The organism is Leptolyngbya sp. FACHB-1624 (genome assembly GCF_047649235.1).
Taxonomy (GTDB): Bacteria; Cyanobacteriota; Cyanobacteriia; order Leptolyngbyales; family Leptolyngbyaceae; genus Leptolyngbya; species Leptolyngbya boryana.
Window position 1 is genome coordinate 1,406,967 of record NZ_CP180258.1, and the last position, 15,055, is coordinate 1,422,021.

Sequence of the window (15,055 nt, forward strand, 5' to 3'; positions counted from 1 at the left end):
GGTCTGATGTTCTGCTTTATGCTCTAGAACGGCGGCGGTTCCACTTCAGCAACTCAATCAGCAAGTAAACTCCTAGCGAAGTTGCCAAAATCACGCCCCATTCACTTGGCTGTACTGGAGCCGTTCCGAACACTTGGTTCATCCACGGAGCATAGGTAAAGAGCATTTGGAGTGCAATCATCACCCCAACTCCTAGCAGTAAAATCGGATTCGAGAATATCCCTAACTGAAACATCGAGTACGAGAGCGATCGACAATTAAACAATAAGAAAATCTGACCAAATACGATCGCATTCACTGCGGCCGTACGAGCCGATTCGATACTTGCCTGATTGCGAATCGCAACTTCATAGACCACAAACGCGAAAATACAAAGGAGGATGCCTGCCAATGCGATAAATCGCACCATTGATGGTCGTAGTAATGGAGATCGAGGTGGACGCGGCGATCGCGTCATAATCTCTGGTTCTTTCGGTTCAACTGCTAGTCCTGTACCGAGTAAAACGGCGGTCGTCGTGTTAATCCACAAAATTTGCAGCGGTAAAATCGGTAAAGTAATCCCCAACAAAGTCGCGACAAAAATGACTAATCCTTCACTCAGATTGGTCGGTAACGCCCAGACAATAAACTTGATAATGTTATCGTAAACGCCTCGTCCTTCTTCTACAGCCGCTTCGATTGTGGCAAAGTTGTCATCTGTCAAAATCATCGAAGCAGCTTCTTTTGCAACTTCTGTACCTGTAATTCCCATTGCAATGCCAATATCAGCTTGACGCAAGGCAGGCGCATCATTCACCCCGTCTCCCGTCATCGCAACCACATGCCCTCGGGATTGCAAAGCTCTGACTAGGCGTAATTTCTGTTCTGGAGTCACTCGTGCAAACACAGCCGTATGTTCTGCGATCGCTGGAAGTTCTTGATCGGATCGCTTGGAAATCTCAGTTCCCGTCATCGCGGCTCCGGTGCGATCTTGGGGCGGCGATTTGGCCAGTCCAATTTGTTCCCCGATCGCGGCGGCTGTGCCAATATGATCTCCGGTGATCATTTTCACTTTAATGCCAGCATTTCGACAGGCTTGAACAGCTTGAACGGCTTCTTCGCGAGGCGGATCAATCATGCCTTGCAAGCCCAAAAAGGTTAAGCCATGCTCTAAGCTTTCATGCGTCAGAGAGGGCGGAACAGTTGGCAGGTCTAATTTTGCAAATGCTAAAACTCGTAGTCCTTTGGTGGTCATTTGCTCGACATGGTGATGAATCGGATCGACTGCTAACGCGATCGTGTCTCCCGATGCAGACAATTCTCCGGTACAACGAGGAAGCAGGCTTTCTACAGAGCCTTTAATATAGATCAATGCCTGATCTGCAACCGGATGTAAGGTTGCCATATATTGATACTGTGACTCGAACGGAATACTATCGTGTCTGGGCAACTCTTGTGCAAGCGTATGACGATCTAACCCTGCTTTGTGAGCAACGGTAATCAGCGCGGCTTCAGTCGGATCACCAACAATCGTCCAGCCTTGATCTTCCTCAACAATGCGAGAATCATTACACAAGAGTCCTGCTTTCAAACATTCGATGAGCGCTTGATTTTCACCTGAAGTCGAAAGCTCTCCTTTTGGTGCATAGCCAACGCCTGACACCCGGATGACTTGATCTCCTGCATAAATTTCTTGCACGGTCATTGCATTCTGCGTCAAGGTTCCAGTCTTGTCAGAACAGATTACCGTTGTGCTACCCAAGGTTTCGACTGTTGGGAGTTTGCGAATGATGGCATTGCGTTTTGCCATGCGATTCACCCCGATCGCTAACGTGATCGTGACCGCAGCAGGCAATCCTTCAGGAATTGCGGCGACTGCTAACGCAACGACGCCTAAAAAATTATCGTCCAAAGAGTAGCCTCGCAGTGCACCTGCCACAAATGCGATCGCAGATGCTCCCAAGACGACATACATCAAAGTCTGACTAAAGTGGTTAATTTTACGAGTCAGAGGAGTCGTGAGGACATCGGCGGAAGAAATGAGTTCGTTAATATGTCCGATCTCGGTTCGATCTCCAGTGGCAATCACGACTCCCGTTGCTGTTCCATACGTAACCAAGGTGGAAGCATAGGCAAGATTTAAGCGATCGGCTAAAGCAGTTTCGAGATCGAGTTGTGCGATCGTATTCTTTTCAACCGGAACAGATTCACCGGTCAGCGCAGATTCATCAATCTGAAGATCGCGCGATCGCAAGAGTCGCAAATCTGCTGGTACTTTATTCCCAGATTGAAGTGTTACGAGATCACCTGGAACTAATTCAGTCGCTGGAATTTGTTGCTTTTGCCCGCCGCGAATGACAGTAGCATCACTTTGCGCCGTTTGCGCGAGCGCTTGCATGGCTTTGATCGCTTTGTATTCCTGAGCAAACCCAATCAAAGCATTGATCACAACTACTGCTAAAATCACCCACGTTTCAACCCAATCTTGCAATAGGGCAGTAATTCCAGCAGAAACTAACAAGATATAGATCAGCGGCTGATTAAACTGTTCGAGCAGCAAAATTAGCGGGTTTTTTCCGGCTTTCTGCGTCAATTGATTCGCACCATATTTTTGCTGACGCTGTTCTACTGCTAGAGGATGCAATCCCTGATCCGGATGAGTTTCCAACCGAGTCACCACTTCAGGAGGAGGAAGATGATGCCAGTCTGAAGCAGATTGTTCAATATCGGACGAAGACTCACGCGTGATCATAGTTGCTCGTTAAGGCAAAGTACAACAACTCTTCTTTTGTGGAGAGAGTTTAGCCTCAAGACTATCTTGGGGCTAAAATTGCAACCTCAGCCTTAAGACTTAGGCATTGCTCAGCCAAAGACAGATGTAATTCTAGAAGGGCAAATCACTTGCGAAAATTAGTCTTTCTGGAGTTACACCTGCCTTACAGCAGATACTCAAAATTCTTCTGTATGATAATATCGCTGAATTTATCAGTGAAGAGTAGGATTACCTTGACTCAATCGCAGGACAATTCATCGATCGCGGCACTTCAACGAGTGCTGCAAGGTCTCAGATCGCATCGGTACGTAGCGCTTGGAGCAGTGTTAAGTCTGATCTTGCTGACGATCGCAACAGCGGTCACTCCGCAGATTTTTCGATGGGGAATTGATCAAGGGATTGCTGCGAAGAATTCTACTGTCGTCTGGGAAAGTGCAGCCCTGATGGTCGTTGCTGCGCTCGCGCGCGGATTGTTTAACTTTGGGCAAACATTCTGGTCAGAATCGACTTCACAAGGCGTGGCGTATGATCTACGCAATCAGCTTTTTATTAAGCTGGAAACGCTGAGTTTTAGCTATCACGATCGCGCGCAAACCTCACAACTGCTCACCCGTGCGACGAGCGACATCGAGCAGATTCGATCGTTTATTGGCACAAGCTTGATTCAAGTCATTGGAGCCGTCATCACGCTTGTCACGATTTCAACGATTTTGCTGATTATGAATTGGCAATTAGCGCTGATGACGCTCTCAGTTTTGCCGATCGCGGCTTGGATATTGACGCGGTTTTTCACTCGGAATGGCAGTGTGTTTCAGCGAGTGCAGGAGCAACTCGGCGACCTCAATGCTGTTTTGCAAGAAAATCTAATCGGTGTGCGGGCTGTCAAAGCTTTTGTGCGGGAGTCCCAAGAGGCAACTCGCTACACTGCATTGAACAATGAACTGATTGCCGTCAGCATGAAAACGCTGTATGCGATTCGGAACACGTTTCCAATCATTTTTCTGCTCAGCAATTTGATTACAGTTGTGGTGATTGGCTATGGCGGCGCACAGGTGATTCGCCAACAATTTTCTATCGGTGAACTCGTTGCGTTTAATTCATACCTACTCTTCATTCTTCAACCGATTTTACTGATTGGATTTGCTGCACCTGCGATCGCTCAAGCCGCAGCTTCTGCCCAACGCGTCTATGAAGTGCTGGATGCAGAAGTCGAAATTCGCGATCGACCGAATGCGATTCCGTTTCGGACTTGTGGGGGCAGGATTACATTTGAGAATGTGTCATTTCGCTATCCAGGCGCGACAGTCGAAGCCTTGAAAAATGTTTCTTTTGAAACGAAGCCGAACGAATTGATTGCAATTCTCGGCATGACTGGATCAGGAAAAAGCACGATCGTCAATTTGCTCCCTCGATTCTATGATCCAACTGAAGGTGCAGTCCGCATTGATGGGCATGATGTTCGAGAATTTAACCTGATGAGTCTGCGATCGCACATTGGCATTGTGTTTCAAGAAACAACTTTGTTCTCAGGGACATTGCGAGAAAATATTGCGTATGCAAAGCCGGATGCGACCCTTGCAGAAATCATTGAAGCAGCGAAAACAGCCCAAATTCATGACTTTATTTCAGAGCTTCCAGAAGGCTATGACACGGTAGTGGGCGAGCGGGGAGTTGGATTATCCGGAGGACAGCGCCAGCGAATTGCGATCGCTCGCACGTTACTAACCAACTACCACATTCTGATTCTCGATGATAGTACTTCCGCCGTCGATGCGAAAACTGCTACACAGATTCAAACAGCACTCGATGATTTGATGGAGCAAAAAACTTGTACTGCCTTTGTCATCGCGCAGCGGATTACAACCGTTCGCAATGCCGATCGTATTTTACTGATGGATCAAGGGTTGCTCGTCGCACAGGGAACCCATGAAGAACTCATGCGAAACAGCCCATTGTACAGCGCGATTTTAGAATCTCAGGTGAAATCAACATGAGCAGTGCTTTTGGAGCAACCGAAAAGTCCACCCGCCAAGTGTCTACACTGCGGCGATTTTTACGATATGTTCGACCCTATCGAAAACAAGTTCCGATCGCATTATTGTGCGTATTGATTGGTGCTGCATCTCAAGCTGTTGGACCATTCTTTATTGGATGGTCGATCGATCATTTAATTGCACAGGGCAATCTGCAAGGGTTACTTCTCGCTTTACTCGCCTTGACTACGATTTACGTGCTCGGTATCCAAGCCATTCGGGAGCAGATTGTCCGGGTCGGTTGGATTGTGCAGCATGTTCTCGCGCAATTGAGGCAAGATATTTTTACTAAGGTACAAAGCTTACCCTTGAGCTATTTCGATCGCAGTGAAGCAGGCGATTTGATGAGTCGGTTGCTCAATGATGTAAGTACCGTCAACCAAGCCTTTGGTCAAACGATCGCGCAAATGTTGGGGAATTTGTTTAGTTTGATCGGCATTATCATTGCGATGTTGTCAATCAATCTTCAGCTTGGATTAGTTAGCAATTTTGTTGTGCCGTTGATGATTCTCACGACTGCGCTCTTTTCACGATGGGCGCGATCGCGATTTCGAGTTACACGTAAAACGATCGGAGAACTCTCAACCAAGCTCGAAGAAGATATTGGCAGCGTGCGGGAAGCCCAAGCATTTAACCGGGTGCAGTTGAATATTGACGAATTTGATCAATTGAATGCGGCAAATCGCGATGCCAATATTGAAGCTGTTGCGATCACGGCTGCATTTTTACCTTCGATCGATTTTCTCAATACTCTAGCAACTGCGGGTGTCCTTGCCTATGGTGGGTATCTAGCCGTAAGCGGGCAAGCAACCGTCGGAGTCGTCACGGCATTCTTGATCTATGTGCAGCAGTTCTTCAGACCGATTCAGATTTTGAGCCAGTTCTATACTCAAGCACAATCGGCTTTAGCAGGACTGGAACGAATTTTTAGTTTACTGGATGAACCCTCGCAGTTAAACGATGCACCGAATGCGATCGAGATGCCCCCGATTCAAGGTGAGGTCAAATTTCAGAATGTTGCTTTTGGCTACACGCCTAACCAGCGCGTTTTGAATCAAGTGAACTTGCTAGCAAAACCTGGACAAACGATCGCGCTTGTCGGTGCGACTGGAGCGGGAAAAAGTACCATCATTAATTTAATTCTGCGCTTCTATGATGTGACCGAGGGAGCAGTGCTGATTGATGGAATTGATGTTCGATCAGTGACTCAAGCGAGTTTACGTCGTCAGATTGGTATTGTTTTACAAGATACGGTCTTGTTTAGTGGAACGGTTGCCGAAAATATTGCCTTTGGTCGTCCAGATGCCACTCACGCTGAGATTGAATCTGCCGCCCAGATTGCCAATGTGCATGAACTGATTACTACCTTGCCGAAAGGGTATTCGACCTATCTCGGTGAGCGAGGAGCAATGCTCAGTCAAGGTCAACGCCAGTTGATTAGTATTGCGCGTGCTGTGTTGATTCAGCCTCGGATTTTGATTTTAGACGAAGCAACCAGTAGCATTGATACGCGGACTGAGGCACTGGTACAAGATGCGATCGCTCGGTTATTGCAAAATCGAACGAGTTTTGTAATTGCTCATCGACTTAGTACAGTGACTCAAGCAGATCAAGTGCTGGTCGTGCAAGGTGGACAGATTGTAGAACATGGAACCCATCAAGAATTACTAGACCAGCAAGGGATCTATGCCAATCTCTATGCGTTACAGCTTGGGTCAACGACATCCGTGAATACAGCACCTTAAGTCGATAGCCAAACCCGCAAGAGCGAGATCAGTTGATCTAAATTGAGCGGCTTTGTAATGTAATCTGACGCGCCTGCTGCTAAACATTGTTCTCGATCGTCTTTCATCGCCTTTGCCGTCAGGGCAATGATTGGCAGCGATTTGAAGCGGGGTTGTGCTCGAATTGCACGAGTCGCATCGTACCCATCCATTTCTGGCATCATAATATCCATCAATACAAGATGGATGTCTGGATTCTGATTCAAGACTTGCAGCCCAGTCCTACCATTCTCTGCATAGAGGACTTCCATGTCATATTCTTCTAGCAGACTCGTAATCGCAAAAATATTGCGGACATCATCATCGACAATTAAGACTTTTTTTCCAACCAGAATTGCATCAGAGGGCTGCAATGACTGAGTGAACGATTGAGATTGAACTGATTTGAGTTGAACTTGATGGAGAAAGAGCATCATTTCATCAGACAAGCGCTCGGGCGATCGCGCATCTTTGATAATGATGGTTTCGGCGAGTCGCTTCAGTCGAGCTTCTTCTTCAAGCGTCAATTCTTTTGCGGTATAGACCACAATTGCCAAGGTTGGATAATGAGTTTTGATGTCTTCAAGTAACTCAAATCCGTCTCGATCCGGCAGCATTAAGTCTAAAACAGCACAATCAAATTCTGTCGATTGCAGCATTTCTAAAGCTTGTACTCCGGATCGAGCGATCGCAATTTGTACCTGATCCTGTTTGAGCAATTCACATAGACTTTCAGCCTGCGTTGGATCGTCCTCAATGATTAAAAGCTGCTTGACTCGATCAGCTAAAAACTGTTTGAGGATCGAAAAAGCCTCATTCAGTGCAGTTAGCGTAGCGGGTTTTTGCAAATATGCGATCGCACCAAGCTGTAAACTGCGCTCTAAATAGTCATCTCCTGACAGCACATAGACAGGCAGATCATGTTGAGGATTTGATCTCAAGTAGTTTAAGATACTCAATCCGTTGCCATCCGGCAGGTAGACATCCAGCATCATTGCCACAGGTTGAAACTGTCGTAAAAGTTCAAGCGCTCTATCACTTTGCGTCGCAATTAGCCCCTTAAAGCCTTGTTGATGAGCGATTTCTAGCAAGCTGTAGGCAAAGTTTAAGTCATCTTCAACAATCAGCAAAACAGCATCCTCCGGTTGCAGTGATGCGAGATCGTCTGCAACGACCCTAGTCATAGAACGCTCACTGGTCTCAGGCACGATCGCAGGCTGCACCGTTTCAACAATCGGCAAATAGAGCGTAAACGTACTGCCCTGATTTTCTTGACTCGTAACCGTCAATCTTCCCCCCAAAAGCATGGCGAGTTCTCGACTAATCGACAGTCCTAATCCTGTCCCACCATACTTACGACTGGTCGTTCCATCGGCTTGCTGAAATGCCTCGAAAATCGCAGTCTGCTTATGAGCCGGAATCCCAATTCCGGTATCTTTTACTGAAAATGCAATCTCAGAGGATTCAGCCGCTATGCTGATCTCAATGCTTCCTCGTTGAGTAAACTTAAAAGCATTCGATAACAGATTTCTGAGAATTTGTTGAAGGCGTTTTGGATCGGTCGTAAAGTTGGTTGGCAGGTGCGGATCGAGCGCAATCGTAAAGTCTAATCCTTTACTCAAAGCGACCTGCTGAAAGATTTGTTCGAGGGCTATCTTCAAATTGGGGAATGAGATGGGTTGTAGCTCGATCGACAATTTACCCGATTCAATTTTGGCAAGGTCTAAAATATCGTTGATCAGATCGAGCAAATCATTGCCCGCCGCATAAATGGTTTGGCTATATTCAACTTGTTTTGCCGTCAAATTACCATCGCGGTTCTCGCTGAGCAAATTTGCCAGAATCAATAAACTATTGAGCGGAGTTCGTAGCTCATGCGACATGTTGGCGAGAAATTCAGATTTATAGCGTGAACTGAGTGCAAGTTGTGCCGCTTTCTCTTCTAGCTCTACATTCAACTCTTGCAACTGTTCATTGGTCTGCTGTAATTCTTCTTGCTGCTCGCGTAACTGAGCTTCAGAGACTTTCAGTTCTTCTGCTTGTTCTTCTAATCGGCAATTCGTATCTTGAAGCTCAGTTTGCTGGCGTTGTAGCTCTTGCGTCAGCGCTTGAGACTGTGCGAGTAATTCTGTTGTCCGAGCCGTTGCCGCGATCGTTGTCAGCACGACGCCCAAAATCTTACTTGCCTCATCAAGAAAAATCAGCGAAATTTCACTAAACGGCTGAAATGAAGCAAGCTCAATCACTGCGACTACTTCAGACTCAAACAACACAGGCAGAACAATCAGTTGCCGAGGAGAGGCATTGCCTAAGCCGGAACTAATTTGAAGATAATCACTGGGAATATCACTCAGCAGTAAAGATTTCTTATCGATCGCACATTGCCCAATTAGCCCTTCTCCCAGTTGGATCTGGGGTTTGAGTTGTGCTGAGGCTTGACTTGCATAGCTGCCAACTAATTTCAGCACAGGCACGCCTGAGTCTTGCTCGAGCCAGTAGAATACGCCTTGTTGCGCTTCCACCAGAGAACAGAAATGAGAAAGCACGCTTGCCGCAGTACTGGCTAGATCTCGTTGCCCTTGCAGTCTCTGGCTCAGTTCTGCCACATTCGACTTGAGCCAAGTTTGAGCAGCATTATTTTGCTGTGCGACTTCTAACTGTTGCCGTCGCTCCTCAGCCAGTTTCAGCGTTTTCAGCAGGTTTTCGACTCTGGGAACGAGTGGAGGTAACGTCAGTGCAGCAGAAATTGAAGCGAGTGCTGTCAGCAGTTTGATATCACCTGATAGCCAATACATCGGATTCCAGAGTGTGACGACCTCCATGAAATGGGTTGCACCACAGGCGACGATAAATGCACCAAAAACGAGAAAGATCCAGTGAAAGGGAATTTCTCGGCGGGTTCGATACACGAGATACGCAAGCGTCGCCGAAATCGCGACGTAGCAGATCCCAATAATCGTATCGGTCGCAACATGGAGCCAAACTAATTCTGGTTTCCACAAATAACAGTGACCGTGAGGAATAAATCCAGCAGCGGTCAGCAAGTTCTGGGCGAGTCCAGGATATAACAGCGTAGCGGCAATCGCAAACGCGATCGCGAGGGTAATGTAAAGAGAATTATTCTCCTGGCGACTCTGTAACATCTATCCGATGGGTGAGAACTGAGGTGATTCCTTCAAGGATATCGCAATTCACTCGTTCCACTGATCGAGATCAAAACCTCGCGTCCACGCACGATCGCGAACATTGCTCTCAAGATAGTAAAACACCTCGACCTAGCACTACTTTGTGAAGGTAATAGTACCTGTCCTAGGTCTGAACGTACTGCACCGCAAAGTTCAAGAAATATACAGGTAAAGTTGCTCGAAAAATCGCATGCGCAACGACAAAGCAAAGTCGATCGACTGCTGACACTGAATAAACCAGTAGGGCTTGTCCGAATAAGCCATCATAATTTCCTCAAGTGTCTCTGCATGGGCATCGTCCACCTCCATATGAAGCTTAAAGAAATAAAGATGTGTTTCTGGAATACCCGCTTTGAGCAGACCTTCTACAAAGATGCCGTACATTCGAGGCACAATCGCTTCTGTTCCTAGTGAAAGAAATGCGCTGCTTAAGGAGGCAGACGATCGCAAACAAAAATCTAGATACTCTTTGACGAACAAAACCGTTGAATCTAAATATTGAATTTGAGAAGTATCAACATTCAACCCTTCTCGAAGAAACTGGTGAAAAATCTCTGTGTGCCGCTCGTCTGGATTAGTTCCACCGCTCTCTTCCCAAAGATTATCAATCAGTTTGACCCGCAACGCATCGAACTCCATATTTGCCATTAGCCCGGCAAGGTAGCGCGTGAAATTTTGAGAGTAGAGCGAGTATTGGGCAAAGATCAGTTGAAAATCTGATTGAGAGAGGCTACCGGAGCGACAAGCTTGAAAGAGCGAGTTCTGCCAGAACGGATGCGACTGCATGAATTGATTGAGCGCCATTCTAGCCTCAGCAGGAGTGCTTGGTGGCTCACATGCCCCAGACTCTACGGATGCTAAATCTTGTCGAATCGAAACAACCGATTGCCCAACTTCACGATTGAATTTCAGGATCGTTCGCTTGAACGGGGGAAGAGCATTGTGCATAGGGGTTAGGGAGATCTAGATGAATGGAACAAGGACAAAGCATACTTACAAAACTGATCAATCAAACGAAAACAGAATCGGATTCAAACTTGTTCGAGCCACATCCGTAGCAATAAACGTTTCTGATCAGGCTCATCATAATCTTGATAGTTCGTTCGGTTGTGAGCCACTTTGAAGTTGTTGACCCACAGGATGTCTCGCGCTTCGAGCTTAAATTGCAGAACCAGATCCTCAGCGCATAAAGTGAGATCGAGCGCATCAAATGCTGCCGTTTGCGCTGCATCCAGTAAAGCTCCTGCTTTTTGATGACCCCGCTCAATCCAATAGCGCATATAGCGAAACGTTAAACCGCGCCGTCCTTGGTGAGAAAAGATAGGAAACTGGTTTTTTCGTAAGTTTTCTAACGAAAACGCAGATCCTGGGGTAACAATATCGCGAATGTAGTCCTGATGAAGAAGCGATATTGCCTTCGGATCACTTGCTGCTAGGCGCTGATAAACAGCAGGGACACTCACCACTTGCGACTCTCCACCCGATAGCGCAGGACGAAGACACATCAAACCCACAACATCTGGCAAACAATCGATCGCGCTGCTGTCAGTGTGAAAAGACGTTTCGGCATTCGTCTGAGAAATAGGAATTCGGCTAGTTTGATACGATCGCCCCAAATTTGTTACGTCATAAACCAGACCATAGCGATCGATGGGTTTACCAATTCGTTGACCCAATGCCAAGTAAAAGTTGCGGCAGACCAATTCACTAAAATTGAGGGGAACGCCCCGCAGCAAGACGATGCCACTCCCATCAAACAGTTCTTTCTGAATGGTGCGGGCAAGCTGATCGAGGTGTTGCAAACCAGCAGACGGATTTGCAGATGCCCGATGAAATTCTTGGAAAACGACTGCCGGAATTGTCAGTTGCCATTGAGACGATCGCAGCATATCGGCTCTTGTCCAGTCCTGATCACGGATGAGATCGACCTGGTTCTGAGCCTTAGTTAAGGATTGAATCATGGAAGTTATGATGAACGGGTCACTCGCATCAGTAAGTGGAGCGGAATATCAACAACAGGCTCAAAGAAAGACGAATCTAGCTCAAGTAACTCAGGCGTAACGGTGAGTTCTTTCAATTCAGGCATGGCTGTGAATCCAGCCGTTTTTAGGGCTGTAAAGTAGTCTGAGAAGACTTTATGAAAACTACGCACATCTAATGCAATTCCATCGCGCCGCCAAATCTTTCCAGTGAAAGCATGATCGCGTCCTGAGAAGTATCCTTGAGATTCGGAGTCGAAGTAGAATGGCGCAGACTGACGGTGAGTGAATGCTAGCATCGGATGGGGAACGACAAAGATAAAATCTCCCCCGACAATCAGTAACCGATGAACTTCTTGCATCACACAGAGCATTTCATCGATCGAAAGATAGTTAAACAAAAAGACTGCAACCGCTAGGTCAAAGCTTTCTGTCTTTAATGCTTTTAGGTCGGTTGCGCTACCAGCCTGATACTGAATACCTAGAGGAGATTGGCGCTCTTGAATTTGGGCGCGCTCAATCATCTCTGGAGAAATATCAATGCCGAAAACGGATGCTGCTCCTCGTTCTTTGAGTTGTCGCGCACAGTATCCTTCTCCACACCCTAAATCCAGAACTCGCTTTCCAGTAACGTTCCCGCAAAAATCCAAGGTTGGTGGACGAGCGGTAAAGTCCGAGAGAATCGTCGGCTCATGTCTGACCCAACTAGGCGCACTTTTATCGTATATCGCCTGAACGGTTGAAGGTGGCTCTCGCATAACGCTTGAAATTTCTAATTATTTTTACGTAATCTAAAAACATACTTAAGACCATAACTCAATAGATTTACGGTGTCTAGGCACTCTTCAAATATAATCTTCACAATATGATAAGTATTATCTATAGTTCAATCGACTTGGATGCAGTTTTGCTAAACGCATGAAACGGCAAATTTACTGAATTATCGATTCAAGAATTCAGTACAGCAACAGTAGCCGCCTTTGCTCTGTCCAATCACAGGCTCAATAGCACTACGGCACTTGAACAATCGCAGTACTTTCCTAGTAGACAACCTGTCTGCGGATTCAGAAGCAATGACTTCGATTGTGCTACTAACTATTCCTATAAAGCCGAATCGTAAACTTTGTCATCGGCGCTGTGTTTTTGATGTATTTACAGCTGATAACCGGAGAGCTTTTTTACCCCCTTGATGGTCTTTTCAAACATCCTCTAACTCTTGCTTTATTTTTTCCTTCAGCATGATGTTCTAGAGATCCTGCACTTCTAGTATGAGCGATCGCTATTCTTCCTCCTCAGCAGGAACTAGCATAATGTCTTCGTAGAGAAGCTCGATCGGGAATTTGTAATCAATACTAGTCAGCTCAATTTCATCTCCTTCAGCATAAGCAGTCAGTTCCCATTTCTCTTTCTCATTCAATCGGAAAATCTCAACATTGATAGTATCAGAGCTAATTAAGACATATTCTTTTAGGCTTTTCAGTTGGCGGTATTTTGCGAACTTTTTACCGCGATCGTAAGATTCAGTAGTGGGTAAGAGGACTTCAGCAATCATGCAAGGATGTTCAGCAAATTTTAATGCAGTACGATCGCGCTCATCGCAAGTCACAGTTGCATCAGGATAAAAGAAAGGACCTTTCTCGCTGATTCTAACTTTTGCATCAGAACTAAAAACGCGACAGCCATGTCCCCGTAAATGGCTTTTTAACACAGTAACAAAGTTAACAGCAATTTCACTGGGCGGAAGTGTTCCGCCTGTCATCGCGTATACTTCACCCTCTAGATACTCATAGCGAATTTCCTGCCGTTCTTCCCATTCGAGATATTCTTCAGGACTCAAAGAGAATTGGGGACTCGCAACCATAAGAATCTCTCCGCCGAGATCAGATGTTTCTACTTTAACGGCTTCTACTTCTTGATAAGCTATGGATTCAAGAAAAAGAAACAATTCAGCACTGCCAATATTCCTAATATTCTTACTGTGTCGTTGATTCAAATGCCTGATTCAGAAGCTAACGGTTGTGCGGATTGTACCCACATCAATTGGATCGTTGCTGGCATTGTCATCGAGATTAAGGAGCGAAAGATTCAGATTGAGCGAGTTCGATCGTTGGAAACATTCCTAAAGCTATTTCTGCCACCATTATGCCAAAGCGAAGAAACTGATACCCAATCAATTTTTGATCGCGACACTTGATGTCCTAGCGAATTCCATTCACAAGGCATTGGTCGCAAACATTTTTCAATTTGGTATGAGTCATAGACAGTCCAAGATTCAATCGATGCGACCTTCAACCTGAGGGCGATTATCTCAGCACCAAAGACGGTTGCTTCAATCGATGCTCGCAGTGTTCCAAAATCGCTTCTGTAAAAGGCTGACGTTCCGGAAATTGCGTACTGAGGTAGATATGCCGGACTAACGTCAGAGTAGTATACACTTCGATCGCATGATGAGTTGCTTCACCGCTAATCTGAATAAAGCGATCGCTAAGTGCAGCTTGCTGAGTTGCTAGAGCATTCGGATCACCCAATAAACGCAAGCTTTGTTCAATGAGATGTCCATTGAAATTGCCAATATCAAGCTCTCTGTCACCGCCTGCAAATAAATCAAAATCTAGCAAATAGAGCCGCGATCCATCGACCAGCACTTGATCCGGGTAAAAATCGCGATGAATGCCGCAGATCAAATTTGATCCAATTGAACCGGCTAAGCGATCGCATTGAGCTAAAACTTGTTCTAGTCGGGTTTGCCATTGAGGGTATTGCACGATGACTCGAGATAAGCGATCGTGCAAAATCGCCATTTCTTCCTCAATGCCATGACAACGTTTCGGCAGAATCCAAGCACGATGGAGTTTGTGTGCTGCATCTGCAATCTGCTGTGCAAGTTCTGTTCCTGCCGCTGTTGAGATGACCTCAGTTGCTAGAATGCCAGGGACTTTGCACTGAAGCCACATCCGCCATTGAGGAACCACCCCGATCGGTTCTGGTACAGAAATCCCATCGGTACTATCCTGTCCAAATCCGTGATCCCAGAGGAGTTGCTGCAATCGGTAGCAGGATCGATCGAGTTTTTTCGATCGTACTTTCGCGATCCAGGTCATAGATCGTACCTCACCTGCGTGCTCGATTAAGACATCGTACTCAATCAAACAGCGTCGTTGAGGTTTGTAGCGAATCACGCGAATCGCTTGTATCTCTATTGCTTTAAGCCGCTCTGAGCGGTAGAAAAGCTGAGTTTGGAATTGCTGTTGGACTTGTACTGGATCAAATGCAGTCGCTAAAAAACTCAACTTTGGATCAGCAAGAATGTGGAATGGGTCTTGAATCGCGATCGACATAACAG

At 46.2% G+C, this 15,055-nt stretch carries 10 protein-coding genes; 3 read left to right on the plus strand and 7 right to left on the minus strand.

Going from position 1 to position 15,055, the window contains the following annotated elements; genetic code table 11:
• Positions 1-16 precede the first annotated feature (16 nt).
• The gene (locus ACMUEV_RS06490) at positions 17-2,731 is read right to left on the minus strand and encodes a cation-translocating P-type ATPase (RefSeq protein ID WP_190652138.1); all 2,715 of its coding nucleotides are present in this window, start codon (positions 2,729-2,731) and stop codon (positions 17-19) included.
• 254 nt (positions 2,732-2,985) lie between these two features.
• On the opposite strand from ACMUEV_RS06490, the gene ACMUEV_RS06495 reads away from it, so the two are divergent.
• Together ACMUEV_RS06495 and ACMUEV_RS06500 are read left to right on the plus strand one after the other, a co-directional pair.
• A complete protein-coding gene (locus ACMUEV_RS06495; protein ID WP_190652137.1) occupies positions 2,986-4,746 on the plus strand; it encodes an ABC transporter ATP-binding protein in 1,761 nt (586 codons plus the stop codon).
• Positions 4,743-6,530 carry an ABC transporter ATP-binding protein gene (locus ACMUEV_RS06500; protein WP_190652136.1) on the plus strand — a complete coding sequence of 596 codons (1,788 nt, stop codon included), beginning with the start codon at positions 4,743-4,745 and terminating at the stop codon, positions 6,528-6,530. The genes ACMUEV_RS06495 and ACMUEV_RS06500 overlap by 4 nt, the downstream gene beginning before the upstream one ends.
• Here ACMUEV_RS06500 and ACMUEV_RS06505 read toward each other — a convergent pair.
• The 5 genes from ACMUEV_RS06505 to ACMUEV_RS06525 all read right to left on the minus strand — a co-directional run bounded on the left by ACMUEV_RS06505 (position 6,527) and on the right by ACMUEV_RS06525 (position 13,573).
• The gene (locus ACMUEV_RS06505; RefSeq protein ID WP_190652135.1) at positions 6,527-9,691 is read right to left on the minus strand and encodes a response regulator; all 3,165 of its coding nucleotides are present in this window, start codon (positions 9,689-9,691) and stop codon (positions 6,527-6,529) included. The two genes, ACMUEV_RS06500 and ACMUEV_RS06505, sit on opposite strands and share 4 nt — an antisense overlap.
• A gap of 195 nt (positions 9,692-9,886) precedes the next feature.
• Entirely contained in the window at positions 9,887-10,681 is a 795-nt protein-coding gene (locus ACMUEV_RS06510; RefSeq protein ID WP_017289952.1) for a TenA family transcriptional regulator, read from the minus strand.
• Between the two features lie 83 nt (positions 10,682-10,764).
• On the minus strand, positions 10,765-11,694 hold the full coding sequence (locus ACMUEV_RS06515) for a TauD/TfdA family dioxygenase (RefSeq protein ID WP_190652134.1): 930 nt from the start codon (positions 11,692-11,694) through the stop codon (positions 10,765-10,767).
• A 5-nt stretch (positions 11,695-11,699) separates the two neighbouring features.
• Complete coding sequence (locus tag ACMUEV_RS06520; protein WP_190652133.1) at positions 11,700-12,470, minus strand: class I SAM-dependent methyltransferase; 771 nt, start codon at positions 12,468-12,470, stop codon at positions 11,700-11,702.
• Between the two features lie 521 nt (positions 12,471-12,991).
• Positions 12,992-13,573 carry a Uma2 family endonuclease gene (locus tag ACMUEV_RS06525; RefSeq protein WP_190652132.1) on the minus strand — a complete coding sequence of 194 codons (582 nt, stop codon included), beginning with the start codon at positions 13,571-13,573 and terminating at the stop codon, positions 12,992-12,994.
• A 132-nt stretch (positions 13,574-13,705) separates the two neighbouring features.
• Here ACMUEV_RS06525 and ACMUEV_RS06530 point away from each other — a divergent pair, with 132 nt between their 5' ends.
• Positions 13,706-13,906 (plus strand): hypothetical protein, encoded by a 201-nt coding sequence (locus ACMUEV_RS06530; protein ID WP_190652131.1) that lies wholly within the window; start codon positions 13,706-13,708, stop codon positions 13,904-13,906.
• A gap of 109 nt (positions 13,907-14,015) precedes the next feature.
• On the opposite strand, the gene ACMUEV_RS06535 is transcribed toward ACMUEV_RS06530, so the two are convergent.
• Entirely contained in the window at positions 14,016-15,050 is a 1,035-nt protein-coding gene (locus tag ACMUEV_RS06535; protein WP_190652130.1) for a phosphotransferase, read from the minus strand.
• Positions 15,051-15,055 lie beyond the last annotated feature (5 nt).